At 59.9% G+C, this 23,118-nt stretch carries 25 protein-coding genes; 15 read left to right on the top strand and 10 right to left on the bottom strand.

Annotated features, from left to right (window positions below; translation table 11 throughout):
- The first annotated feature begins 106 nt into the window (after positions 1-106).
- Complete coding sequence (locus tag AT699_RS28550) at positions 107-586, top strand: ArsR/SmtB family transcription factor (RefSeq protein WP_231690636.1); 480 nt, start codon at positions 107-109, stop codon at positions 584-586.
- Here the strand turns inward: AT699_RS28550 and moaA are convergent.
- The 4 genes from moaA to AT699_RS28530 are packed head-to-tail and all read right to left on the bottom strand — an operon-like array spanning position 583 to position 5,071.
- The gene (moaA, locus tag AT699_RS28545; RefSeq protein ID WP_081247806.1) at positions 583-1,677 is read right to left on the bottom strand and encodes a GTP 3',8-cyclase MoaA; all 1,095 of its coding nucleotides are present in this window, start codon (positions 1,675-1,677) and stop codon (positions 583-585) included. The two genes, AT699_RS28550 and moaA, sit on opposite strands and share 4 nt — an antisense overlap.
- Before the next feature lie 8 nt (positions 1,678-1,685).
- Positions 1,686-2,015 carry a c-type cytochrome gene (locus AT699_RS28540; RefSeq protein ID WP_006224616.1) on the bottom strand — a complete coding sequence of 110 codons (330 nt, stop codon included), beginning with the start codon at positions 2,013-2,015 and terminating at the stop codon, positions 1,686-1,688.
- 27 nt (positions 2,016-2,042) lie between these two features.
- Entirely contained in the window at positions 2,043-4,526 is a 2,484-nt protein-coding gene (locus tag AT699_RS28535; protein WP_006221920.1) for an arsenate reductase (azurin) large subunit, read from the bottom strand.
- Between the two features lie 14 nt (positions 4,527-4,540).
- Positions 4,541-5,071 carry an arsenate reductase (azurin) small subunit gene (locus tag AT699_RS28530; RefSeq protein WP_006221921.1) on the bottom strand — a complete coding sequence of 177 codons (531 nt, stop codon included), beginning with the start codon at positions 5,069-5,071 and terminating at the stop codon, positions 4,541-4,543.
- A 111-nt stretch (positions 5,072-5,182) separates the two neighbouring features.
- On the opposite strand from AT699_RS28530, the gene AT699_RS28525 reads away from it, so the two are divergent.
- From AT699_RS28525 to AT699_RS28505, 5 genes are all read left to right on the top strand, one after another.
- A complete protein-coding gene (locus AT699_RS28525) occupies positions 5,183-6,121 on the top strand; it encodes a substrate-binding domain-containing protein (protein WP_006221922.1) in 939 nt (312 codons plus the stop codon).
- On the top strand, positions 6,118-7,635 hold the full coding sequence (locus tag AT699_RS28520) for a sensor histidine kinase (protein ID WP_006221923.1): 1,518 nt from the start codon (positions 6,118-6,120) through the stop codon (positions 7,633-7,635). Before AT699_RS28525 ends, AT699_RS28520 begins: the two co-directional genes overlap by 4 nt.
- A gap of 17 nt (positions 7,636-7,652) precedes the next feature.
- Positions 7,653-8,981: a sigma-54-dependent transcriptional regulator gene (locus AT699_RS28515; protein ID WP_006221924.1), complete on the top strand. Its 1,329-nt coding sequence runs from the start codon at positions 7,653-7,655 to the stop codon at positions 8,979-8,981.
- Positions 8,982-9,014: 33 nt separating this feature from the next.
- On the top strand, positions 9,015-9,506 hold the full coding sequence (locus AT699_RS28510) for a MarR family winged helix-turn-helix transcriptional regulator (protein WP_035212055.1): 492 nt from the start codon (positions 9,015-9,017) through the stop codon (positions 9,504-9,506).
- 105 nt (positions 9,507-9,611) lie between these two features.
- Positions 9,612-10,889 carry an FAD-dependent oxidoreductase gene (locus tag AT699_RS28505; protein WP_006221926.1) on the top strand — a complete coding sequence of 426 codons (1,278 nt, stop codon included), beginning with the start codon at positions 9,612-9,614 and terminating at the stop codon, positions 10,887-10,889.
- 86 nt (positions 10,890-10,975) lie between these two features.
- Here the strand turns inward: AT699_RS28505 and AT699_RS28500 are convergent, their stop codons facing one another.
- The 6 genes from AT699_RS28500 to AT699_RS31290 form a co-directional block, all read right to left on the bottom strand.
- Positions 10,976-11,392, bottom strand: coding sequence for a universal stress protein (locus AT699_RS28500; protein WP_006221927.1), 417 nt, complete (start codon positions 11,390-11,392; stop codon positions 10,976-10,978).
- Positions 11,393-11,587: 195 nt separating this feature from the next.
- Entirely contained in the window at positions 11,588-12,340 is a 753-nt protein-coding gene (gene arsH / locus AT699_RS28495; protein WP_006221928.1) for an arsenical resistance protein ArsH, read from the bottom strand.
- Positions 12,341-12,350: 10 nt separating this feature from the next.
- Complete coding sequence (locus tag AT699_RS28490; RefSeq protein ID WP_006221929.1) at positions 12,351-13,550, bottom strand: MFS transporter; 1,200 nt, start codon at positions 13,548-13,550, stop codon at positions 12,351-12,353.
- A gap of 60 nt (positions 13,551-13,610) precedes the next feature.
- Positions 13,611-14,036 carry an arsenate reductase (glutaredoxin) gene (arsC, locus tag AT699_RS28485; protein ID WP_006221930.1) on the bottom strand — a complete coding sequence of 142 codons (426 nt, stop codon included), beginning with the start codon at positions 14,034-14,036 and terminating at the stop codon, positions 13,611-13,613.
- An 8-nt stretch (positions 14,037-14,044) separates the two neighbouring features.
- Positions 14,045-15,130: an ArsO family NAD(P)H-dependent flavin-containing monooxygenase gene (locus tag AT699_RS28480; RefSeq protein ID WP_035212062.1), complete on the bottom strand. Its 1,086-nt coding sequence runs from the start codon at positions 15,128-15,130 to the stop codon at positions 14,045-14,047.
- On the bottom strand, positions 15,130-15,453 hold the full coding sequence (locus AT699_RS31290; protein ID WP_006221932.1) for an ArsR/SmtB family transcription factor: 324 nt from the start codon (positions 15,451-15,453) through the stop codon (positions 15,130-15,132). The genes AT699_RS28480 and AT699_RS31290 overlap by 1 nt, the downstream gene beginning before the upstream one ends.
- 111 nt (positions 15,454-15,564) lie before the next feature.
- Between AT699_RS31290 and AT699_RS28475 the strand changes: the two genes are divergently transcribed.
- The 9 genes from AT699_RS28475 (at position 15,565) to arsA (ending at position 23,099) form a co-directional block, all read left to right on the top strand.
- Complete coding sequence (locus AT699_RS28475) at positions 15,565-16,014, top strand: ArsR/SmtB family transcription factor (protein WP_006221933.1); 450 nt, start codon at positions 15,565-15,567, stop codon at positions 16,012-16,014.
- Positions 16,015-16,114: 100 nt separating this feature from the next.
- Positions 16,115-17,137 carry a phosphate ABC transporter substrate-binding protein PstS gene (gene pstS, locus AT699_RS28470; protein ID WP_006221934.1) on the top strand — a complete coding sequence of 341 codons (1,023 nt, stop codon included), beginning with the start codon at positions 16,115-16,117 and terminating at the stop codon, positions 17,135-17,137.
- A 95-nt stretch (positions 17,138-17,232) separates the two neighbouring features.
- Positions 17,233-18,222, top strand: coding sequence for a phosphate ABC transporter permease subunit PstC (gene pstC / locus AT699_RS28465; protein WP_006221935.1), 990 nt, complete (start codon positions 17,233-17,235; stop codon positions 18,220-18,222).
- Positions 18,219-19,079, top strand: coding sequence for a phosphate ABC transporter permease PstA (gene pstA, locus AT699_RS28460; protein ID WP_006221936.1), 861 nt, complete (start codon positions 18,219-18,221; stop codon positions 19,077-19,079). Before pstC ends, pstA begins: the two co-directional genes overlap by 4 nt.
- Before the next feature lie 67 nt (positions 19,080-19,146).
- Positions 19,147-19,923 (top strand): phosphate ABC transporter ATP-binding protein PstB, encoded by a 777-nt coding sequence (gene pstB / locus AT699_RS28455; protein ID WP_006221937.1) that lies wholly within the window; start codon positions 19,147-19,149, stop codon positions 19,921-19,923.
- Positions 19,924-19,984: 61 nt separating this feature from the next.
- Positions 19,985-20,347, top strand: a complete 363-nt coding sequence (locus AT699_RS31285; RefSeq protein ID WP_081247808.1) for an ArsR/SmtB family transcription factor — start codon at positions 19,985-19,987, stop codon at positions 20,345-20,347.
- A gap of 12 nt (positions 20,348-20,359) precedes the next feature.
- The gene (locus AT699_RS28450) at positions 20,360-20,866 is read left to right on the top strand and encodes an arsenate reductase ArsC (protein ID WP_006221939.1); all 507 of its coding nucleotides are present in this window, start codon (positions 20,360-20,362) and stop codon (positions 20,864-20,866) included.
- A 78-nt stretch (positions 20,867-20,944) separates the two neighbouring features.
- On the top strand, positions 20,945-21,304 hold the full coding sequence (gene arsD, locus AT699_RS28445; RefSeq protein WP_035212057.1) for an arsenite efflux transporter metallochaperone ArsD: 360 nt from the start codon (positions 20,945-20,947) through the stop codon (positions 21,302-21,304).
- A 10-nt stretch (positions 21,305-21,314) separates the two neighbouring features.
- Positions 21,315-23,099, top strand: coding sequence for an arsenical pump-driving ATPase (gene arsA / locus AT699_RS28440; protein WP_006221941.1), 1,785 nt, complete (start codon positions 21,315-21,317; stop codon positions 23,097-23,099).
- The last annotated feature ends 19 nt before the right edge of the window (positions 23,100-23,118 follow it).

Genomic DNA, 23,118 nt, shown 5'->3' with positions numbered 1-23,118 from the left:
TTTTTGCGGCGGCCGCTTTAGCATGTCAGATGTTGCTGACACTAATCTGTCATCTATGCGATATAGTCTGTCCGGATATACAGAACTACCGACTTATCGAATTTCCATGCCCATCGCCAGCACGTCCACGCCTTCCCCAGCGGTTGCCAGCCATTTCAACCCGGATTTACCTCGGGACGGAGTGTCTTTCCAGCACGCGCTAAGCGCATTCCACGCCCTTTCTCAGCCAACGCGGCTCGAGATTTTTCGCCTTTTGATGGCGCGCGAGCCGGAAGGGGTGCCTGCGGGCGCCATCGCGGAAATGGTGGAGGGCCCCCACAACACGGTGTCGCAGCATCTGTCGGTGCTTGCCCGCGCGGGCTTGATCTGGGGAGACCGCCAGGGGCGAAGCATCATATATCGTGCCGACGTAGGCGTCATGGGCTCGTTGATGTCGTTCATGTTGACCGATTGCTGCCATGGCCACCCCGAGGCGTGCGCGCCGGTCATCGCTGCGCTGGCGGGTCACTGCGACTGCGACATCATCCCGAATAAGAAGCCGCTTCGTGGCGCCAAGAAAAATGCTGGCGCCTCGGCGGCTACCTAGCCGCCGATGTAGCTCATCTCGATCTTGTGTTGGCGTGGTTGTGACGTTCGAACCTCTGAGTATCGATCGTTGCGGGATCGCCACCGCTCAGCCAAGCCGTTGATCAGCATTTGTGGATTCGACTCCGACCTCAATTGCAAACGTATGTCATCGCCTTGTTCGGCAAACAGACAGGTATAGAGCTTGCCGTCGGCCGAGAGCCTTGCCCTTGAGCAATCGCCGCAGAATGGGTGGCTGACGCTAGAAATCAAACCGATTTCTCCTTGACCGTCTTGGTAAGCCCAGCGGCGGGCGACTTCGCCGCGCACCGTAGGCGCCAAGGGTGTCAACGGGAAAACGGCATGTATTCTCTTTAGGACTTCGTCGGACGGCAGGACGGCCGAGGCATTCCAACCGTTGGTCGCACCGACATCCATGAATTCGATGAAGCGCAGCGCGTGCGCGGTTCCGCGAAAGCGCCGGGCCATCGGCAGGATCTGATCGTCATTCACACCACGGTGCACCACCATATTTATCTTGATGTGCGGGATGCCCGCAGCCTGGGCTGCGGCTATACCCGCCAATACATCATCCACGGAAGCAGTCGTGTCCGCGACCCGCGCAAAGATGGACGGCGAAAGCGCGTCAAGGCTGACGTTCAGACGCCGCAACCCGGCGGCGGCCAGCCCCCGGGCCTTGCGTGCCAATAAAGACCCGTTGGTGGTCATGGCCAGATCAATCGGCGCGCCGGACGGCGTACGCAACGCCGCCAGTCGCGCAATAAGATGCTCCACGTCTTTGCGCAGCAGCGGTTCACCCCCGCTGACCCTGACCTTACGTACGCCCAGGCTGATGAAGGCGCTTGCGACTCTCTCAATCTCATCAAAAGTCAGCAGCTCTTCGCGGCGCAGGAATGAATGATCCGCGCCGAACTGATCTCGGGGCATACAGTAGGTGCAACGAAAATTGCACTGGTCTATGACCGAAATGCGCAAGTCATGCAGAGGCCGACCGTGCCGGTCTTCGGGCGGGCCGTCCATGCCTGACGAGGCGGTCGATGTTGACCGTAGCGAAGGAGATTTGCGGCGATCCAAAAGTGGAGCTTCGATCATGTTCTGCGTCAGCCTGGCGCGCCGGCAAGTATCCAGTCGACGACCTTTTTCGCGTCCTCGGCTGAAATTCCGGGGTTCGGCGGCATCGGCACAGGTCCCCAGGTGCCCGCACTGCCATTCTTGATTTTCCCTAGCAGCAGGGCAGCGGCGCCGGGTTCGTCCTTGAACTTGGCGCCCACGTCCTTGTATGAGGGGCCGACGACCTTGCGGTCAACCGCGTGGCACGCCAGGCAATTGTTCTTGGTCAAGATCGCTTGGATTGTGGCGTCCGGGGCCGCAACACAGGTCAGGCTGGCGGATGCCAACCCAACCGACACGAACAGCTTGGTGATACGCATGAGGGGCAATGCTCCTTTTGTTGAAAATCAGCCCAGGGTGAATCGGCGGCTCTTGAAACTGATGGTGTTCCGGAACTCCTCGACGGAGCCAACTTTCCGGATATTCCCCCAGGTGCCTTTGTAGTAAGGAATGATGTTGCGGTCGGTCCATTCGGTCGTGACGTCGCCTTGGATTCCGTTGACGTAGCCGAACATCATGAACGTCTGGCCGCGCTTTATTTCAGGCACCGGGTACACCATCGCGTAGGTGGAGCCGTAGTCGTTGTAGACCTCGACCACGTCTGAAGCCTCCACGCCTAGGTCCTGGCAATCGGCAGGGTTGATCTCGATGTACGCCATCGGATAACGGTCTTGCGCAAAGCTGTTGTACTGATCGTGATAGGCCGTTTGCCAGATCTCGTTATTGCGGCCGTTGTTCAACCAGAACTTGTATATCTTCTTTTGGGCGACCACGGGCTCGGGCAGGCCTTTCCACTGCGCCGGCTTGAAGTGAGCTTTTCCGTCGGCGGTGTCGAACTTACCGTCCGTGTAGAGCATTTCGGTGCCTTTGAGCTTCCCATCCGCGTAGGCCTGAACGGGTAACTGAACGCCGTTATTGCCGGCGGCGAGCAACCGTTCGTACGTGACCAGGTGACCGGTATCGCCGCCTTGGCTGTCAATCTTCGGCGCGTCCTTCTGGCCCGCCCGACGAAACCCATCATTGAACGCATCCTCTTCCGTCTTCCAGTCGAATCCGGCGAAACGTTGCGCCATCTTGCTGTTGCCTTCCTTCTCGTACATGGCTTTCAGCGTGTTGGCGATTCGCGCGGCGATCAGGCAGTCCGCTTGCGCTTCCCCGGGCGGGTCCGTGAACTTTTGCGACAGGCGAATGCGCCGCTCGCCATTCATGGACGTCAGGTTCGTTTCGCCCGGGTGCGCCGCTGGAAGCAGCAGATGGGCAGCCTCGGCCAGTTTGGTTGGATAGAGATTGATGCTTGCAACAAACAATCCGCCTCGTTGCGTGGCCGCATAGATGATGTCGACCATCTCTTCGGTTGAAGCGCCGCGCGCTTTCTGCATGGCTTCCTTCACGATGGCGGATCGCTTGAGCACCGCCTCTCGGAGCGCTTGCGCGTTATTGCTGGTCTGGAAGTTGTTGGACCCCCACCAGGTCATCATCCTGCCCTTGCCTTTGATGAGTTCCTGGTCAATGTAGATTTTCTTGTCGCCAGGGTAGGGGGGCCTGGCATAACCCTCTTGGTGCCCACCCATGCGTACACATCCGGTGCCACGGCGCCCCACGTTGTGCGTGGCGATGACCAGATCCAGCAACGCCGACTGAATGACGTAGTTGTCGTTGCCCCAGATGATGCCTTTTTCGTAGGCATGCATGGTGCGCGGAAGCTGCCCTGTCTTCTTCGGCTTGTACGACCACTCCGCCGCCTTCTTCAGGTCGTCGACCGGTACGCCCGTGATCTTGCTGCATTCCTCCAGGGGCATGCGATTCGTGTTGACGGCCTCATCAAATCCCGCCGTGTGCGTCTTGATGAACGGCTTGTCCACCCAGCCCTGTTCAACTACGTAGGTGAACAGCCCGTTGAACAGCGCGATGTCAGTGCCAGGTTCGATCGCCAGATGCAGCACCCGATCTTTTCCGGCAATTTGGCGGGCGATCGCGATGGAAGGCGTGTCGCGAGGGTCCACGAAGACGATGCGGGTATCCGGGAGCTCTTCGCCTGCGAAGCGCGCCTTTTTCTTTTCGACCGTCTGCCCATACAGATTGGGGATCCAGTGATTCAGGAAGTAGTTGGTCTGGGATTCGTAAGGATTATTTCCAATCGACCACAGCACGTCGGCAAGCTCGGCGTCTTCGTAGGCATTGTTGAGCTCGCCGATGCCCATCTCGCGCGTAGCATGGCATTCCGAGTTGTAGGCTGGACGATTGTGGATACGGACCATTGGCGTCTGGAGCGCGGTGAACATCAGCTTGCCCGTGCCCCAGGTGTTTTCGAAGCCTCCGCCAGCCCCACCGTGGTCGAAACAGGAGAACACAATGCCCTCGGGGCCATCGGTATCCAGTACCTTCTTCAGCAGGCCGGCGTACAGTGCCAAGGCGTTGTCCCACGGAACGTCCACCCATTGGTCGGCGGCATACATGCGCGGCTGTTTCAGGCGCGCCTTGCCATCGCCATCGGGCGTGTACATATAGCTGGCCATCCGGCCGCCACGGGTCGAACTCAAGCCGCTGTTGACCACGCATTCCTTGTCCGGAACGATCATGATGTTGTGACGCGAGCCATCCCGCTGCGTGATTACGTTGGTCATCGCCGGGGTAAGCGTCAACGCGAAAGGCGGTAGCTGCTGACGAAAGTCCTGGCCCAGCGCATTCTCCTCGGGTGCCCGGCCTCCCTCGCTTTGCTCCGGCCATTTGTAAACGTGGTACCCACAGCCGACGATACAGAAGTGGCACGTCATATTCGTGCGCGCGGCATCCTTCGGCGGCAAGGTGATGCGGTCTTTGGGTGCGGACATGAGCGTCTCCCGACTTACAGAATGTTGGCCTGGCGGCCGTAGATCAAGCCTTCGACCCCAACCGCGGATATCGCGTCCGAACTGGCGTCATAGCGCAGCAGAATCCGTGGGAGGTTTTCGGTGGCTTGCCCGCAGATCATCTGGCCTGCCTTCTCGGCGTCAAACTCGCTGAAGTGGCACGGGCACTTGAACGTTTTTGTTTTGTTGTCGAAAACTGTGGGGCAGCCCATATGCGTGCACATCGTGCTGTACGCGACGATGTCGTGGTCAGGGCCAACGCCGCCGGGAACGGGATGCCCGAGCTTCACAGCGGTACACGGCGAGGCATTGTCGGGATAGGCGAACTGCAGGGGCGTGTCGGCCGTGAGCTTCTGCGCGACGGCGATGGACTTCACGGGGTAGGGCAGCGTGGTTCCTGTGTGCGGCGCCGTGGCCGGTTGGGCTTGGGCGGGCATGATCGGGATGAGTGTTGCGGCAGCAACAGCACCGCCCGTTCCGCTCAACTTGAGGAATCCGCGCCGGGTAAGGATTTGTGGCTCTGACATGTCGATATTTCCTATTGAAACGAAATGACGGCTTCAGTACTCTGTAGAGCGATAAGCAAAGGGCATGCCAAGTGTCTCTGGCACTGCCCTACACAGGAGGAGACCAAGACCATGGGCACAACGCGATGCCGGAGAGGTAACGTCCAGGCGCCCCAACAGGGGCTGGCGTTACCGTTCGGTAACCGCCGCAGCTTTCTCGCGGCCGGCGTAGCGTCTATCGCGGCCTGTACCTTGCCGCGCAACGCAGCGGCGTCCGCGCCGCTTCTGTTAGGCACGACCGCGGTGTTCCTGGACGACCAGCTCCAACTGCTGGATATCTGGCGGGCCGATCTTCAAGCAGCGCTTAAGCAGGACATTCAGTTCGTCCAACGACGCAGCTACGGGGAAATCGTGGACCTGCTGTTGCGCGGCCAGATCGACGCGGCATGGATCTGTGGCTACCCCTACGTCTTGAACGCCGATAAGCTCAAGCTGCTGGTGGTGCCGCAGTACCAAGGCAAACCGCAGTACCGGTCGTACCTGATCGTGCCCAAGGAGGACCGAAGCACGGCAAGAATTGCAGGCTTGCGCGAACGGGTCTTCGCCTACAGCGACCCACTTTCTAATTCCGGCTTTCTGGTGCCTCGGACGGAACTGCTTGCCGAGCATCAGGACCCGCTACGGTTTTTCAGCAAGGCTTTCTTCACCTTTGCGCACAGCAAAGTTGTGGAGGCGGTCGCGGCGGGGCTGGCCAGCGGCGGGGCGGTCGATGGATACGTCTGGGACAGCATTGCGTCGCAACATGGCGCGCGCGCCGCCGGCACCCGCGTCGCATGGCGATCCCCGGAATATGGGTTTCCGCCCATCGTGGTCGGCGAGCATGTTGCCGACGACACCGCGCTTGCGCTGCGCGATGCTTTGCTCCAGATGCACGCGCGTTCGGATGGCCGCTTGATACTCAAGCGCCTATTCCTCGATCGGTTTGTTGAGGGGGCCGATAGCCTGTACGACGGTATCCGTGGGTTGGTGCGCACGTCAGCGGGCGAAAACCCGGCACGAGATTCTGCATGAAGTCAGCCCGTTGGAACCCCTGGTCCAGAATCAGCTATCGCTACAAGGTGCCGTTGGCCTTGGCCGCCGCGATCGTGGTAACGGAACTGGTGGTTACCGCGACGCTGATGCGAACCGCTTACGTCGGCATGCTGCGAGACACGCGGCAAAGCGCGATGGCGTTAACGCAGGTTTTATCCTTGTCGGTGCGCGAACCCTTGATGCGTGACGATCTGTGGCGGGTCTACGAGGCGTTGCGCATACCGCTCACGGCAGGAGATGGCGCCCCAGGCTTGCGGTCGATCATTGTGCTGGACCCCAGCTTGCATGTGTATGCGTCATCCGATCCGCATCGCTATCCGGTGCTGACGCCCGGCGCCGGTTTGCCCACCGAGCTGGCTGCTGCGGCGCAAACCCTGCGTGACGATCCGCGCACCTTTGTATTCAATACCCCCGATAGCCTGGACGCCACGTTGGCAGTCGCCGGCGCCGCAGTTGTGTCTGAAGATGCGGGATTGGCTGGATACGTGCTGGCGTCTTACGACGCTAGCATCTGGCGCCAGCGCCTGTACGACCTGGTCAGCCAGGTGCTGCTGGTCAGTATTCCCGGGCTGCTGTTGCTACTGGCGCTGGGCTGGTTATGGGGAAACCGCATTGCACGGCCGCTCCTGTCTTTGGCCCAGGCGACTCAGCGTGTCGGGCGCGAACCGGCGGCCAACATCGGACTTTCCTTGCGCAAGGAAGGAAGCGACGAAATCGCGGTGTTGGGGCGCAGCTTTGCATCCATGCTGACGCAACTGGAACGACAGGAAGCGCTTGAACAGGAAATCATTGCCGCCGAACGGCTGGCAGCGGTAGGCCTAGTGGCTGCCGGGGTCGCGCACGAGATCAATAACCCGCTTGGCGGCATGCTCAACGCGTTGGATACCTTGGAAAAGCACGGTTCCTACGATGAATTAACCCAAAGAACAGTCGGCCTGACGCGACGGGGCTTGATGCAGATTCGGCATACGGTCGGTGCCTTGCTGGTGGAGGCGCGCCTGGATTCGGCCTTCATGCACACCACGGATTGGCAGGATCTGCGCTTGCTGATCGAGCCCGAATTATCGGAGAAGAACGCCTCGTTGCTGTGGGACGTCACCACCCGGGACGAATTGCCGCTGCCCGCGCATCTGGTGCGCCAGTTGGTCTTGAACCTGCTCATCAACGCAAAGAACGCCGTGGAACGCGGCGGTAGCGTCAGTTGCACCGTGACCGGAACCGCCGACCGCCTTTCAGTAGAAATTGCAAATTCCGGGCAGCACATTCCACACGATGTGCTGCCCCATTTGTTTGAGCCTTACCGGGTGGATGCCCGGGGAGCGGGGCGGGCAGAGGGCCGCTCCCGCGGACTGGGCCTGTGGGTGACTTACCAAATCGTCACGCAATTGCAAGGCACGATCGAAGTGATAAGCGAAGAAGGCTACACCGCCTTCACCATCACACTGCCTTGCGCCGCACCCATTGAAAAAACGAACTTGGAGCTGACGCCGTGATACAGCCATATGTCTGTTTGATCGAAGACGACGCCATCATGGGCGAATCCATTGTGGAAAGGTTTCGTCTGGAGGGAATCCGTGCCGACTGGTTTTCCAAGGGGTATGAGGCAAGGGAGGCCATCCACGCCAATGCCTATGGCGTGGTGATCAGCGATGTCCGCCTGCCAGACCTGGATGGCGACGAACTTTATCTACAGTTGGTGGCGCAGGGCGGTACATTGCCACCGTTCATCCTGATGACCGCCTATGCCACGGTGGAAAGGGCCGTGGATTTGCTGAAGCTCGGCGTCAAGGACTACGTGACCAAGCCTTTTGACATCGCGACGCTGATCCAGACCGTGCGCGATGTTGTCCCGGCGCAGGCCTCGCCGGAAAGCGATACGGAACTAGGGGTGTCGCAGGCGGCCCAGAATCTACGCCGCATGGTGCCCCGGCTGGCGGGCCGTGCGTCGGCCGTCCTGTTGGTTGGAGAGTCAGGGGTTGGCAAAGAGGTATTGGCACGACTGATCCACAGCCAGGCGGGGCCGGACCTTACCGCGCGGCCGTTCGTAGCCGTGAACTGCGGCGCCATTGCCTCCACCATCGCCGAAGCGGAATTCTTCGGCTATGAAAAGGGGGCTTATACCGGTGCGGACAAGCTACGCAAGGGTTACTTCGAACAAGCCGACGGCGGCACGCTGTTCCTGGATGAAGTCGGAGAGCTATCGCCGGCGCTGCAAGGCGCGCTGTTGCGTGCGATACAGGAAAAGCGTGTCCGCCGACTGGGCGCCGAACACGACACCCACACCAAGTTCGACCTGGTCTGCGCCACCAACCGAAACCTGGCCGAGATGGTCAGCGCCAAGTTGTTCAGGGAAGACCTTTACTACCGGATCAACACCGTCACCCTTGAGGTAAAGCCGCTGCGCGATCGGCCTGAAGACATCCTCTGGCTGGCCAAACGGTTTGCCACCAGCATTGCCGAGCGCCTGGGAGAGCCTGCAAAAACCCTGCACCCGTTGTCACTGGCCAAGATGCAGGCGTACCCCTGGCCGGGCAATATCCGCGAATTGCATAACCGGATCGAACGCGCCTGTCTGGTAAGCCAGTCCAGCGTCTTGTTGCCGGGGGACATCTTTCCTGAAGGTCCGGACGGCGACCATTTTCACGATGAGCCGCAAGGTGGGGAAGAGGCCACGCTCAACGCCTACCAACAGATCTGTGAGCGGCTGTACATCGAAGAGGTGTTGCGCCGGCACGGCGGCCGCATTCAAGAAACGGCCGACGTCTTGAGCATATCCAGGAAGAACCTGTGGCAAAAAATGAAGCGCTACGGTATTGACCTGAAGCGCCAAAGCGAATAACGTTGGCACCAACAACTAATTTAGCCACCAAGAATGAATTCAACAAGAACACGTCTGGCCAGTCGGGACGCCGAAGCGCTCTATGAAGCGGTGAACCAGCTGATCAGGGTCCATCAATTCCGCGATCGCGATCGCATTTGTTGCTATGACGTGTCCGTGGCGCAGTGCTATGCCTTGGAAACCCTGGTCAAGCAAGGGCCGCTGCGGTTGCAGGCGCTTGCGCTGGTGATGTTCCTGGACAAGAGCACGGCCAGCCGAATTGTTGATTCGCTGGAACGCAAGGGCTACGTCACAAGGATCGAAGATGCCGCCGACCGCCGGGCGGTGCAGCTTGAGCCGACCGCGGCGGGGCGCAAGCTGTATCAGACCATTCGGGCGGATCTGGTTGCCGAAGAATTTGCCATGATCGAACACATGAAGCCCGAGGTCCTGGAGGCATCGCTTGATCTGCTGCGGCAGTTGACGCGCGCCGCACAAGCACGTTGTGGCGTCGCCTCGACGTGTGCCGTGGAGTTTGAGCCGTAGAGTCCAAGCCGTAGAAATTGCGGCTTTTTTTTAAGCAAATAGTTGGTAGTACCAATTAAATACGGCTTCGGCCGTGTCCCAACCCCATGAAGAGAGGTACCTGGAATGCGCATCAATGACCACCCCGTCGCAATCATCGGAGCCGGCCCCGTCGGGCTGAGCGCCGCCGCTCATCTGCTGGACAGAGGCATACCCTTCGTCGTATTCGAAGCAGGGGACCAGTCGGGCGCAAGCCTGAACCAGTGGGGACATGTACGGATGTTCTCTCCGTGGGGCTACAACATCGACAAGAAGGCCGGCGAGTTGCTCGCGCAGTCAGGTTGGGTTGCCCCGCCCAGTGACGCTTATCCCACCGGACGCGAATTGCTGGCGCAGTATTTGCAGCCCTTGTCGGAATTGGCGCCGATCAAGCGTTGCCTGAAGACCCATCACCGCGTGATGGCGGTCAGCCGCGTTGGGCACGATGTCATGAGAAGCCAGGATCGCGCTGCCGCACCGTTCCTGCTGCGGGTCAGCGGACCCGATGGCGAGCGGGATGTCCGGGCACGGGCAGTTATCGATGCCTCTGGCACCTGGAACACACCAAACTGGATGGGCGCGCATGGCATCCCGGCCTTGGGAGAAGAGCGGTTCGCGGCCCAGATCGCCTATGGCATTCCCGACATTCTGGGAGACGCCCGGCAGCGATACGCCAATCGTCGAGTGTTGGTGATTGGCGGGGGCCATTCCGCCTTCAATGCGCTTCAGGACCTAGTGGAACTGGCCAGCATTGAACCTGGTACACGGGTTTATTGGGCGATCCGCGGGGCTTCGACCGATCGGCTTTTCGGAGGCGGAGAGAATGACCAGCTTGAGGAGCGCGGTAGGTTGGGAACGACAGTCAAAAAGCTTCTGGACGAGGGAAGGATAGTGCTTTTCACCGGTGTCGACGTTGACCGCGTGAGCGATTCCGACGAGGGCTTGACGGTTCACAGTGGCGTCAAGGCGCTTGCCCCCGTCGACGAGATTGTCGTCGCAACGGGATTTCGTCCCGACCTTCGGTTGATGGCGGAGCTTAGGCTCGAACTCGATCCTGCAACGCAAAGCCCTATTCGCTTGGCTCCAATGATCGACCCGAATGTGCATAGTTGCGGGACAGTTCGGCCCCATGGCGCCTCGGAACTGGGGCATCCCGACGAGGGGGTGTTCGTCGTTGGAATGAAAAGCTACGGGCGTGCGCCTACGTTTCTAATGCTGACAGGCTATGAACAGGTCCGATCTGTTGTGGCCGCACTAGCCGGCGACTTGGAAGCTGCAAAACGAGTGGAGCTTGTGCTTCCTGAGACCGGTGTGTGTAACACGCAAGTTCGTCGTGCAAGCGCTGAAGCAAAGTGCTGCACCTAATCTGCAATTGTCATCGGAGGGCGCAGGCGGAGGTTCAATCTGCGACCCCGCTGCCGATGAAGACGGTCCACGTCGACGAGGTGGTTTTAAGGAAGGATCAGGATGGCCACATCTGCGCGCCCTAAAAGCTCTTTGCACGGGACTCCCAGAATGGCGTTCTTGAGGCCGCCGCAGTGCGAATTGCCTGCGACGATTAGGTCGGCGTCCATCTCACGCCCGAATGCCAAAAGAGACTCAATAGAATCGCCCGCAAGGATATGAAGACGCGGCTGCAATTCGCGTTCTCGAGCTGCGGACAAGAGCGTAGCCCACTCGGTCCCAATCTGCTTATGCACATCAGCGAGGAATGACTCCTCGGATTCGCTCAAAAGCTCATCCAGCTTTGGGCGCACTGCGAGGAACGTCAATGCAGCATGGTTGGCTTGTGCCAAGTCCAAGAGCGCCACCAACGATGGCCGACTCAGGTGTGCGAGGTCGAAATCCACCAGAATGCGCGTAAACATCATCTTCACCCATGAGGCCAGGCAACGTGATTCGCCGGCGTCCCTCAGGCTGATCGGAACGTCGATAGGCTGGATAACCGGTCCGGTCCCACCCGCATTTCTTGAAAAGAACGGAAGCTATTCCGTATGTCCAGGTATATGGAAATAAAGTCCGTTCGTCAAGTTGATGAAGATAAGGAGAGGAGGGCGTAAACCTTATTGGGTCTCCGTCTCATGCGTCATCGCTTCACGAGCCAGGCGTGCGATCTCCTCGGCCATGCCCTTGCGCTCGCTATATCGGTCCGTGAGATAGTCACTTCGGTCCCGCACCAGCAGTGTGAATTTATAGAGTTCTTCCATGACATCCACCACCCGGTCGTAGTAGGGCGAAGGCTTCATGCGGCCGGCTTCGTCAAACTCCTGAAACGCCTTGGCGACTGAGGACTGGTTCGGGATGGTTACCATGCGCATCCAGCGGCCCAGCACGCGCAAGGCGTTTACCGCGTTGAAGGATTGGGACCCCCCCGAAACCTGCATAACCGCAAGCGTGCGGCCCTGTGTCGGCCGCACACTACCCGTCTCCAGCGGCAACCAGTCGATCTGACTCTTGAACACACCCGTAAGCGTGCCGTGCCGCTCGGGGCTGCACCATACCTGCCCCTCGGACCACAGGGATAGTGCACGCAATTCAGCCACTTTTGGATGGTCCGCGGGAACACTATCGGGCAAAGGCAAGCCGCTCGGATCGAAAATCCGGGTCTCGGCGCCGAGCCGCGTCAAAATCCGCGCCGCCTCTTCAGTGAGCAACCGACTGTACGAGCGTTCACGCAGGGAACCGTACAGCAGCAGTATGCGGGGCGGATGCGTCGCGCCGGCCGTCAGCGACAGCTTGTCGTGCGTGGGGACGTCCAGCAAAGAGTCATCCAGGCTCGGAAGATCGAGGTCAGAGGGTGAAGAATACGTCGTCATTGCAATACACTCACTCGGGCAAAAATTGTAGTTTTGGGCGGCTGAGCCACGCTGCCAGCCAGAAGCTTGCGGCCAGTAATAACGCCACCACCAAGATTGAGACAAGCACTCCGTCGTAGGAGGATCCAATGGCCCAAAGGGCCGCGGCGCCCACCGGGGCGGCGGCGCGCGCAAATGTCATCGGCACGGTCAGGAGCCCGTTGATGGCTCCGTAGGCATGTCGGCTCAACATTTCAGGCACAACCATGCCACGAACGATCGTGAATATGCCGTTGGCTCCGCCGTAAACCACGCAGATTGCCGCGACGACAATGAAGTCCGTGTGCAAGTAGGCAAGGGCGCCAAAGGCGAGCGGGAAGACCGTCACCACCGCTGTACCCACCATTCGCATGGAGGCGCGTGCCGCGAAAATGCTTACGACGATTCGGCCCGCCACTTGGGCGGGGCCGATCAAAGCGATGGCTTGAACAACCGAAGCGGTGTCGATGCCTCGCTCGCGCAGTAAGGGGTACATATGGAACGTAAAGGCAGAGAACATGGCCGCGTATGCTGTCAGCGACAACAGCAGCGCCCAGAAAACAGGCCGACGCAGCGCTTCCTGAACAGCTAGGCGATTTCTTTCGCGCTGTTCACCAGGATTGACGTTGTCGGTCGGCCTGGCATCTCGGGCAGGCTGAATAAAGAGCAGGTAGGCGCCGGTGCAGATGATTGCGTTGACCGCAGCTAGTGCGATCAATGCTTCACGCCAGCCCCATAGATTCAACAGCCATTGCACCAGCGGGATAAAGACAGTACTGGCAAAGCCACCCCATAGCGTCAGAGCGGTAATGCCCGCCCGTGAATGACCCGGACCCACGCGGCGCGCGATCACGGCGAAGGCCGGCTCGTAAAGCGTGGCTGCTTGCAACGCGCCCAGGGCTGCGACAAGGACGTAGAAAGCCGGCAGGGACGTCACTTGAGACCAAAGCAACAGCAACCCTCCCGCGAGCAGTGAGGAAAGGCCCATTACCCAACGACCGTGTCCACGATCAACCGCAACACCCACCGGATATGCGGCCAACGCGGCGAGGATCAGCCCGAGCGTGGCAGCGCCATAGAGGTCGGGTTTGCTCCAGCCAAGCTCTTTGCCCATCGCCTCGGCAATCAACGGAAAGCTATAGTAGAGCGATCCCCAGGAACAGATCTGACCTATCCCCAATGCTGTGACCAATCCGTGCGCCTTGTCGGATGGATGCACAGTGTCCGCGGCTGTCGAAGGACTTGGCATGGTTTAGCGCACGCGCTTTCCGCTGTCGTCGATGACCACTTCGCCATCTTCTTTGGTGAACGGGCCGCGCTGGGGAGCCTCGAGGATGTCCAATACCTCCTCGGAAGGTCGGCACAGGCGAACACCCGAAGGAGTCACGACAAACGGGCGGTTGATCAGAATGGGATGCGCCAGCATGGCGTCGATCAACGCATCATCGCTTAAGGATGCGTCGTCCAGCCCAAGCTCGAGATACGGCGTCCCCTTCTGGCGAATAGCGTCACGAACGGTCAAACCTGCTTGGGCGATCAGATCAACGAGGGTGTCGCGATCCGGCGGCGTTTGTAGATATTCGATAACTTGCGGTTCGATCCCCGCGTTGCGTATCAGCGCTAGCGTGTTCCGGGAGGTTCCGCATTGGGGATTGTGGTAGATGGTAACGGTGCTCATATGTGTGATCAGGAGGTGAGAGAAAATGCGGTTTCAACAAAAGCGGCCACTTCGGCCGCAGTGGATTTGGCGGTTCGCATGACGCCAATGAGGGTGGCGGACGCAAAACCCGTCCATTCGCCATAACCGACGAGCCACAGGCCTGGAACATCGGCAGCCTGCGTGCCAGAAACTCGAACTTTGCCATCGGGGTCGAGGATGCCTAGTGCGGCGAGATGCGCCAATGCAGGCCGGAATCCGGTGCACCACACGACAGCGCCGACCACTGACGAAGAACCGTCGGCCCACACGACGCCATCGCACGTAAAGCGCGAGAATGGGCGAACCGATTGCAGTACTCCGCGCTCGCGCGCCTTGCGCACGGGTGGGACCATGACCACATCGCCAAATCCGCCTGGAAGGTCTTCGGGTTGTTTGCCCGACTGCATCGCCTGCCAACGCGCGGTAGCGCGTTCAAATAGAACCCGTCCATCAACGTCATCCGGCAAGAACAGCGGTTCGGTGGACGTTACCCACGTGGTTTGGGCAACCTCGGAAAGCTCTGCGAGAATCTGTGCTCCGGAATTACCGCCGCCAACGACCAACACGCGCTTGCCCGCGTAAGGGGCTGGCGACTGGTAGTGCGCGGAATGGACCTGTTCGCCACGAAAGACGTCCCGGTCGTCGTACGGTGGAATGAATGGAGCGCTCCAGGTGCCTGTGGCGCTGATTACGGCCTTGGCATGCCAAGCGCCCTTGTCAGTATCGACGAAGAATCCTGACTCCCGCTTGCTGATGGACGCAACCGCTACAGGCCGCTCCACCTTGAAGCGGTATCGTTGTTCATAGCGCGCGAGGTATTCAATAACCTGATCTCGCGCCGGGTAACCTTGTGTCGGGGGCATAGGCCAGCCGGGCAGGGAGCTCCACTGTACGGGTGAGAACAGGTGCAACGATTCCCATCCGTGCCGCCATGCTCCGCCCGGACCCGCGCCAGCGTCCAGAAGAATCACCTTTAAAGCGGTACGCCTGAGGAAGTAGGCAACGGCGAGGGCACTCTGGCCACCCCCAACAATGACCACATCCGCATGGCGGTCAGGAGCGACCTCGGACATCAGGCGGCCCCCAGAGTTTCGGAGGAAGAGGGCGCTGGAATTCCGCTGCAGCATTCCGCAGTGAGATAGCTCACTAACTCGTTCATCAAATCGATATTCGCGCGGTAGCGCATGTACCGCCCCTCTTGCTCTACGGTAAGTAGACCTGATTGCGTTAGCGCCTTTAGATGAAACGAAAGATTAGTGGGCGGCAGGTTTAATTCCGCCGCGATCTCCCCGGCAACACAGCCGACTGGAGCGGCGCGCACGAGAAGACGGAATATGTCCAAGCGAACGCCGGAGGCAAGAGATTCGAAAACGCTCACAGCAGTGTTTTTATCCATTCGTCAATACTACAACAATAATTGAAACGTTGAGAAGATAAATTTAGACTGTCATCGAATCGTCATGTGACAAGCACAATATGTCGTTAAATCAAGACATATGGACTTTATATGGAAACCCTCGATTGGCCCTCAGGGCGCCCTCAAGCCATGGTCTCAGCGCTCGCCTCTCCAATCGCCTCGGCAACGAATGCAGCGGAAGCTGTCTCGGTGTTCACTGCGCTGAGCCACTCGACGCGCTTGGCCATTTTCCGGATGTTGATACGCCAGGAGCCGCGCGGAATGGATGCGGCGAAGATAGCCGCCGTCGTCGGCGGGCCGCGCAGCACGGTGTCGCAACACTTGGCTGGGCTTGCGAGAGCTGGTCTGATCGTCGGCAGTAGAACAGGCGAGGTCGTTCGCTATCGTGCGCGGCTCGGAGGCATCTACGGGCTACTTGAATTCATCCTGGAAGACTGCTGCGCGACGCATGCGTGTGGCTGCTTGCCTGACGACGCCGAGCTTGTCATTGGCACGTCGGGACGGGGCAGGCAGGAATTGGAAACTGTCATAAACCGTTAATGAATTTGATTCATTATTTCCATAAATCACGACAGACAGAGATGTTGTGATCAGGGAGTCAAACGGACTTCCTCAATGCACCCTCAAGTGGAGAATAAGCATGTTTGCACAGGCCAAAAGATACGCTGCCGGATTGGGCATTTCCTTCGCACTCGGCATGGTTTCAGCCCAGGCCGCGGATATCACGGGCGCCGGATCGACGTTCGTCTACCCGATCCTGTCGAAGTGGTCCGACACTTACAACACCAAGACGGGCAACAAGATCAACTACCAATCGATCGGTTCGGGCGGCGGTATCGCGCAGATCAAGGCCGGTACGGTCGACTTCGGCGCGTCTGACAAGCCCTTGCCCCCCAAGGAACTCGCAGAGGCCGGTTTGGGCCAGTTCCCGGTGGTCATCGGCGGCGTGGTTCCCGTCGTTAACATCGCCGGCATCGAGCCGGGCAAGCTGCGCTTCACCGGTCCCTTGCTCGCTGATATCTATCTGGGCAAGATCGAAAAATGGAATGACAAAGCAATCGCCGATCTGAACCCGGGGATGAAACTGCCCGACGCAAAGATCACGGTGGTGCATCGTTCGGACGGCTCGGGCACGACCTTCAACTGGGTCAACTACCTGTCCAAGATCAGCCCGGAATGGCAGACCAAGGTGGGTGAGGGCACGTCCGTACGGTGGCCCGTTGGTGTGGGCGGCAAGGGCAACGAAGGCGTCGCCGCATACGTGAAGCAGATCAAGAATTCGATCGGTTACGTAGAACTGGCGTACGCGCTGCAGAACGAGATGTCTTACGCGGCAGTCAAGAACTCGGACGGAAAGTTCGTCGTGCCCAGTGACAAGACGTTCCAATCCGCAGCCGCGCACGCCGACTGGAAGAACTCGCAGGATTTCCATCTGGTGATCACCAACGCGCCGGGTGACGACGCCTGGCCCATCGCGGCAACGGTGTTTGTCATGATGTACAAGCAGCCCAAGGACGCAGCGCGTACGGTCGCCACGCTGGACTTCTTTAAGTGGGCCCTGGAAAACGGCCAGCACGAAGCCGAGGCATTGGACTACGTGCCGCTGCCCAAGGAGCTGGTTGCCCAGATCGAAAGCTACTGGGCCGCGCAGATCAAGCGTTGATCCCAGGAGTCGGTCTCGCCCGGCAGCGCTTGCAGGATCGGCGCCGCCGGGCGAGACCGACAGCCAATTGGCTGCGTTCTTACAGGTTGACGTAAATGTCGAATAATCCGGGTTTTAACCCCGCGCTGGATTTCCAGGCCGAGGAGTCGCGATCGCGCCGCGATGCGTCTTCGGACAAGGTCTTTCGCCGCATTGTTGCCGTAGCCGGCATTTTTGTATTGGTGTCGCTGAGCGGGGCCGCGCTGTCCATGCTGTGGGGAGGCAGGCTCGCCTTCAGCACCTTTGGGTTCGAATTTCTCTGGTCCAGTGATTGGGATGCGGTCAATCACAAGTTTGGCGCGTTGGTGCCGATCTACGGAACCTTGGTGACGGCGTTCATTGCCATGCTGATCGCGGTACCGGTCAGCTTCGGTATTGCGTACTACCTGACTGAAGTCGCGCCCAAGTGGCTGCGCCAGCCGGTAGCGTCGGCGATAGAACTGCTGGCGGGCATCCCGTCCATCATCTACGGCATGTGGGGCCTCTTCGTCTTCGTGCCGGTGATGGCTGAATACGTCAATCCGTGGCTTGACGAACACATCGGCGCGCTTCCCTTCATCGGCGTGCTTTTTTCCGGCCCGCCTCTGGGCATGGGCATGCTGACGGCCGGCATCGTGCTGGCCATCATGGTGGTGCCGTTCATCACATCCGTCATGCGCGAAGTGTTTTTGACGGTGCCCCGCCCGTTGAAAGAGTCCGCCTACGCCCTGGGTTCCACCACCTGGGAAGTCGTCTGGAACATCGTCTTGCCGCACACGCGCTCGGCGGTGATCGGCGGCGTATTCCTGGGGTTGGGCAGGGCGCTGGGCGAAACCATGGCGGTGACCTTTGTATTAGGTAACGCGCATCGGCTGACGCCCTCGTTGCTGGAGCCGGGCAATTCCATTGCGGCCACCATCGCCAATGAGTTCACCGAGGCCGACTCCGACATCTACCTGTCGTCGTTGATCGCCCTGGGTTTCCTGCTGTTTGTCGTGACCTTTGTTGTCCTGGCCATTGCCAAACTGATGCTCAACCGCCTCAATCGTCAGGAGGGAAGGCAATGACCCCGCAAGGCCTGCGTCTGCAACGCATGCGTACCGCGCGAAATCTGGTGTCGGTAGCGCTGTCGATGGCTGCGACCCTGTTTGGGCTGTTCTGGTTGATCTGGATCCTGTGGACCACGGCAACCAAGGGCTTCGCGGCGCTTAAATGGGACCTGATCTTCAAGATGACGCCGCCGCCGGGCGCCGATGGGGGCTTGGCCAACGCCTTGTTCGGCAGCCTGTTGATGAGTGTGGTCGCGATTCTGCTCGGTACCCCCATCGGGATTGCGGCCGGAACGTACCTGGCAGAATACGTGAACCGCCATCGGATCGGCGCGGTGATCCGCTTCGTGAACGACATTCTGCTTTCTGCGCCTTCCATCGTGTTGGGCCTGTTCGTCTACGAACTGGTCGTCCGGCAAATGGGGCATTTCTCCGGCTGGGCGGGCGCCATCGCGTTGGCGTTCATCGTGCTGCCGGTTGTGGTCCGTACCACCGACGAAATGCTGCAACTGGTTCCCAGCCAAATGCGCGAAGCGGCGTTGGCTTTGGGGGTGCCCCAATGGAAAGTGACGGTTCAGGTGTTGTTCCGGGCCGCGTTGCCGGGCATCACGACCGGCGTGTTGTTGGCCTTGGCGCGCATCAGTGGTGAAACCGCGCCCTTGCTCTTTACGGCGTTGAACAACCAATACTGGAACGCGGACCTGAGCGCGCCGATGGCCAGCGTGCCCGCCGTCATCTTCCAATATGCAATGAGCCCCTACGAAAGCTGGCATGCGCTGGCCTGGGCCGGCGCCTTCGTCGTCACGATGTTCGTACTGCTCCTGAGCCTGCTCTCCCGCGCTATCTTGTCACGCAACAAGGTGAATCATGACTGAATTTGCTTTCCCGTCATCGGTATTGAACTCCTCGGCGGCCGGGGCCATTGCGGCCCGCAGCGCCACCTTGGACAATCCGGCCATCGCGACGCAGCCGAAAGTGGTGACTCGCGACCTGTGCTTCTATTACAAGGGTGTCCAGGCGCTGAACAACGTCAATATCGAACTGGCTTCCAATCGCGTTACCGCGCTGATCGGCCCGTCCGGCTGCGGCAAATCGACCCTCTTGCGTGTCTTTAATCGTATCTACGCGATTTATCCAGGGTTGGAAGCGCGCGGCGAGGTCTTGCTGGACAACCAGAACATTCTGGACCCCGAGTATTCGATCAACCGCTTGCGTAGCAAGGTGGGGATGGTGTTCCAGAAGCCGGTCCCGTTTCCGATGTCGATCTACGACAACGTTGCCTACGCCATCCGGCACTACGACCGCTTACCCAAGGCCGAGATGGACGTCAGGGTGGAAGCGGCATTGCGCAACGCCGCGCTCTGGGACGAGGTCAAGGACAAGCTGGAGCAGAACGCGCTGGGGCTGTCGGGCGGCCAGCAACAGCGGCTATGCATCGCCCGCGCAATTGCCCTGAGCCCCGACGTGTTGCTGCTGGATGAACCGACTTCCGCACTGGACCCGATCTCCACCGCAAAGATCGAACAGCTGATTGCCGAGCTGAAGAAGGACTACACCGTCCTGATCGTGACGCACAACATGCAACAGGCTGCGCGTTGTTCTGACTACACCGGGTTCATGTGCGCCGGCGAACTGGTCGAGATGGGCCGGACCGACGACCTGTTCACCAAACCGAAGCGTGAACAAACTTCCGACTACATCACCGGCCGCTTCGGCTAGCCATCACCCGCGACCCTAAATCAGGGTTTACAGTCTTCCACTATTCCACGATAATCGAAAAATGGAAATGAAAGATGCTGTCAAAGCCCTCGCCGCGATCGGACACGAATCGCGCCTTACCGTCTACCGCCTGCTGGTCCAGGCGGGGCCGGAAGGTCTGCCTGCCGGCCAACTATCGGAAAAGACGGGCATCCCTCCCTCTTCGCTTTCTTTTCACTTGAAAGAGCTGGTGTATGCCGGCTTGTTGACGTCGCGGCAGGAAGGAAGGTTTGTCATCTATGAAGCTCGATTCGAGTCGATGGCGGAACTGTTGGCCTACCTGACTGACAACTGCTGCGGTGGCCAACCTTGTGCCCCGACAAGCGTCACCGCTTGTGCCCCACATGCAGCCGCTCGCGCGCGGCGCGTGAACAACCTCTCTTGAAGAGTCCGCATCATGACCGAGAAAGTCTATAACGTTCTATTTTTGTGCACCGGCAACTCGGCGCGCAGCATTATGGCGGAAGCCTTGCTCAATACGCTGGGGAAGGGCCGCTTCCATGCGTACAGCGCGGGCAGCTATCCGGGTGGCACCGTGAATCCGTTCGCGATCGAACGAGTGCAAGTGTTGGACTACCCGATAGAGCAACTGCGCAGCAAAAGCTGGGACGAATTCGCCGCGCCGGACGCACCCCAGATGGATTTCATCATCACCGTGTGCGACAACGCCGCCGGCGAAGTCTGCCCGGTTTGGCCAGGCCGGCCGATCTCTGCCCATTGGGGCTTTGAAGATCCTGCCGCCGCGGAGGGCACCGATGAAGAGAAGCGCCGCGTCTTCGAAAAGATCTTTCGGCAGATCTCCGCCCGCATCAATATTTTTGCCAACCTGCCCATCGCGGCGTTGGATAAGGCAGCGATTCATCGCGAGTTGAAGCAGATTGGTGAAAGCAAGCCGGCCGAGTAATGCCGTGCTAATGCTCATGACGCCTGTCGATGGGCCATTTTTTTTGACGAATATTTCGAAAATTCTTGGAGCGTCAAAATGAAAACCATACAGATATTTGACCCGGCCCTGTGCTGCAGCACAGGCGTGTGTGGCTTGGACGTGGATCAGGCTTTGGTAACGAGTGCGGCCGACATCGATTGGGCGAAGCGGCAAGGCGCAAACATCGAACGGCTCAACCTGGCCCAACAGCCCTTGGCGTTTGCGCAGAACGCGGTGGTGAGCGCGTTTCTGACGCGCTCGGGCGCGGAAGCGCTTCCTTTGACCTTGGTTGATAACGAGATTGCGTTGGCGGGCAGATATCCCACGCGCGAGGAACTCGTGCGATGGACAGGTATCGAAGCCCCCGGCGACGCCAAACCGCAGTCGGGTTGTTGTGGCGGCAATCGCACCTGCTAAGGGGACGGCCATGAAATTTCTAGATGCAGCTCCCAGGTTTTTCTTCTTTACCGGCAAAGGCGGAGTCGGCAAGACCTCGCTGGCTTGCGCGGCGGCCGTCTTGCTGGCGGAGCAGGGCAGGCGTGTGCTGTTGGTCAGCACTGATCCCGCATCGAACGTGGGGCAGGTATTCGGCGTTGATATCGGCAACCACATCACCGCGATTGCCGCCGTGCGCAACCTGTCGGCGCTGGAAATTGACCCGCAAGGCGCGGCCCAACAGTACCGGGACCGAATCGTGAACCCGGTGCGCGGCGTCTTGCCCGACGATGTGGTGCGGGGCATTGAAGAATCCTTGTCGGGCGCCTGCACCACGGAGATTGCGGCGTTTGACGAATTCACGTCTTTGCTGACGGACTCAAACCTGACGTCGGACTTCGATCACGTCATTTTCGACACGGCGCCCACGGGGCATACCATCCGCCTGTTGCAGTTGCCGGGAGCCTGGAGCAGCTTTCTGGATGCTGGCCAAGGCGATGCGTCATGCCTGGGGCCGCTGGCCGGCCTGGAAAAGCAACGTTCCCAGTACCGCGAAGCCGTCGCGGCGTTGGCGGACCCGCAACGCACGCGCCTGGTGCTGGTCACGCGCGCGCAGCGGGCCACGCTCGAAGAGGCCGCGCGGACTAGCCAGGAGCTGGCGGGCATCGGGCTGTTGCAGCAGCACCTGGTCATCAATGGTGTCCTGCCTGCCGCGGCCGTCCAGCATGACGATCTGGCCGCGGCCGTCTATGCACGAGAGCAGGCCGCCATCGAGGCCATGCCCGCACCGCTTGTGGCCTTGCCCAAGGACCAGGTCACCTTGAAAGCCTTCAACGTCGTTGGGCTGGAAGCCTTGCGCCACCTGCTCAGCGACGCCGCGCTTGATGCCGACGAGCCGAACCGTGTTGACGTTCCCAAGATCGAAGCCCCTGATCTGGCATCGCTGGTTGATGGCATTGCCGCCGACGGGCACGGCCTGGTCATGGTGATGGGCAAGGGCGGCGTGGGCAAAACCACGCTGGCCGCGGCGATCGCGGTCAACCTTGCGGAACGTGGCCTGGCGGTGCACCTGACCACGTCGGATCCCGCGGCGCATCTGGCACGTACGCTGGAAGGCACGCTCCCCAATCTGACGGTCAGCCGCATTGACCCGCGAGTCGAAACCGAGCGCTACCAGCAGTACATATTGGCGACCAAAGGCGCCAAGCTGGACGCGCACGGGAAGGCCTTGCTGGAAGAGGATTTGCGTTCGCCATGCACCGAGGAAATTGCCGTCTTCGGCGCGTTTTCCCGCATCGTGCGCGAGGCCGGCACCAAGTTCGTCATCATGGATACCGCGCCCACCGGCCACACTTTGCTGCTGCTGGATGCAACCGGCGCCTATCACCGGGACATCGCCCGCCAGATGTCGGGCAGCAATGTCCACTACACCACGCCGATGATGCAATTGCAGGACCCTACGCAGACCAAGGTGCTGCTGGTCACCCTGGCGGAGACCACGCCCGTGTTGGAGGCCGCCATTCTTCAGGAAGACCTGCGCCGCGCCGGCATCGAGCCCTGGGCCTGGCTGGTCAATAGCAGCATCGCCGCGGCGGGACCGACATCGGCCTTGCTATGCCAACGCGCTTTCAATGAACTGCGCGAAATGGACGGCATCGCCAAGCTACACGCGAAGCGATACGCCGTCGTGCCCTTGCTGAAGTCCGAACCCGTCGGCATCGAGCGCCTGCGGCAATTGGCCAGCCACCACCATGACGCCGCGCCAAGCCTTGCGTAGTTACCCACGTAATGACCCT

Origin of the sequence: Achromobacter xylosoxidans, assembly GCF_001457475.1 — a bacterium.
Classification (GTDB): domain Bacteria; phylum Pseudomonadota; class Gammaproteobacteria; order Burkholderiales; family Burkholderiaceae_B; genus Achromobacter; species Achromobacter xylosoxidans.
This window is presented reverse-complemented; position numbering and strand designations above follow the sequence as displayed.

Excerpts from the sequence above, each read along its gene's own strand:
- AT699_RS28550 (WP_231690636.1), top strand. The coding sequence starts at position 107 with ATGCCCATCGCCAGCACGTCCACGCCTTCCCCAGCGGTTGCCAGCCAT.
- moaA (WP_081247806.1), bottom strand. The coding sequence starts at position 1,677 with ATGATCGAAGCTCCACTTTTGGATCGCCGCAAATCTCCTTCGCTACGG.
- AT699_RS28540 (WP_006224616.1), bottom strand. The coding sequence starts at position 2,015 with ATGCGTATCACCAAGCTGTTCGTGTCGGTTGGGTTGGCATCCGCCAGC.
- AT699_RS28535 (WP_006221920.1), bottom strand. The coding sequence starts at position 4,526 with ATGTCCGCACCCAAAGACCGCATCACCTTGCCGCCGAAGGATGCCGCG.
- AT699_RS28530 (WP_006221921.1), bottom strand. The coding sequence starts at position 5,071 with ATGTCAGAGCCACAAATCCTTACCCGGCGCGGATTCCTCAAGTTGAGC.
- AT699_RS28525 (WP_006221922.1), top strand. The coding sequence starts at position 5,183 with ATGGGCACAACGCGATGCCGGAGAGGTAACGTCCAGGCGCCCCAACAG.
- AT699_RS28520 (WP_006221923.1), top strand. The coding sequence starts at position 6,118 with ATGAAGTCAGCCCGTTGGAACCCCTGGTCCAGAATCAGCTATCGCTAC.
- AT699_RS28510 (WP_035212055.1), top strand. The coding sequence starts at position 9,015 with ATGAATTCAACAAGAACACGTCTGGCCAGTCGGGACGCCGAAGCGCTC.
- AT699_RS28505 (WP_006221926.1), top strand. The coding sequence starts at position 9,612 with ATGCGCATCAATGACCACCCCGTCGCAATCATCGGAGCCGGCCCCGTC.
- AT699_RS28500 (WP_006221927.1), bottom strand. The coding sequence starts at position 11,392 with ATGTTTACGCGCATTCTGGTGGATTTCGACCTCGCACACCTGAGTCGG.
- arsH (WP_006221928.1), bottom strand. The coding sequence starts at position 12,340 with ATGACGACGTATTCTTCACCCTCTGACCTCGATCTTCCGAGCCTGGAT.
- arsC (WP_006221930.1), bottom strand. The coding sequence starts at position 14,036 with ATGAGCACCGTTACCATCTACCACAATCCCCAATGCGGAACCTCCCGG.
- AT699_RS28480 (WP_035212062.1), bottom strand. The coding sequence starts at position 15,130 with ATGTCCGAGGTCGCTCCTGACCGCCATGCGGATGTGGTCATTGTTGGG.
- AT699_RS31290 (WP_006221932.1), bottom strand. The coding sequence starts at position 15,453 with ATGGATAAAAACACTGCTGTGAGCGTTTTCGAATCTCTTGCCTCCGGC.
- AT699_RS28475 (WP_006221933.1), top strand. The coding sequence starts at position 15,565 with ATGGAAACCCTCGATTGGCCCTCAGGGCGCCCTCAAGCCATGGTCTCA.
- pstS (WP_006221934.1), top strand. The coding sequence starts at position 16,115 with ATGTTTGCACAGGCCAAAAGATACGCTGCCGGATTGGGCATTTCCTTC.
- pstC (WP_006221935.1), top strand. The coding sequence starts at position 17,233 with ATGTCGAATAATCCGGGTTTTAACCCCGCGCTGGATTTCCAGGCCGAG.
- pstA (WP_006221936.1), top strand. The coding sequence starts at position 18,219 with ATGACCCCGCAAGGCCTGCGTCTGCAACGCATGCGTACCGCGCGAAAT.
- AT699_RS31285 (WP_081247808.1), top strand. The coding sequence starts at position 19,985 with ATGGAAATGAAAGATGCTGTCAAAGCCCTCGCCGCGATCGGACACGAA.
- AT699_RS28450 (WP_006221939.1), top strand. The coding sequence starts at position 20,360 with ATGACCGAGAAAGTCTATAACGTTCTATTTTTGTGCACCGGCAACTCG.
- arsD (WP_035212057.1), top strand. The coding sequence starts at position 20,945 with ATGAAAACCATACAGATATTTGACCCGGCCCTGTGCTGCAGCACAGGC.
- arsA (WP_006221941.1), top strand. The coding sequence starts at position 21,315 with ATGAAATTTCTAGATGCAGCTCCCAGGTTTTTCTTCTTTACCGGCAAA.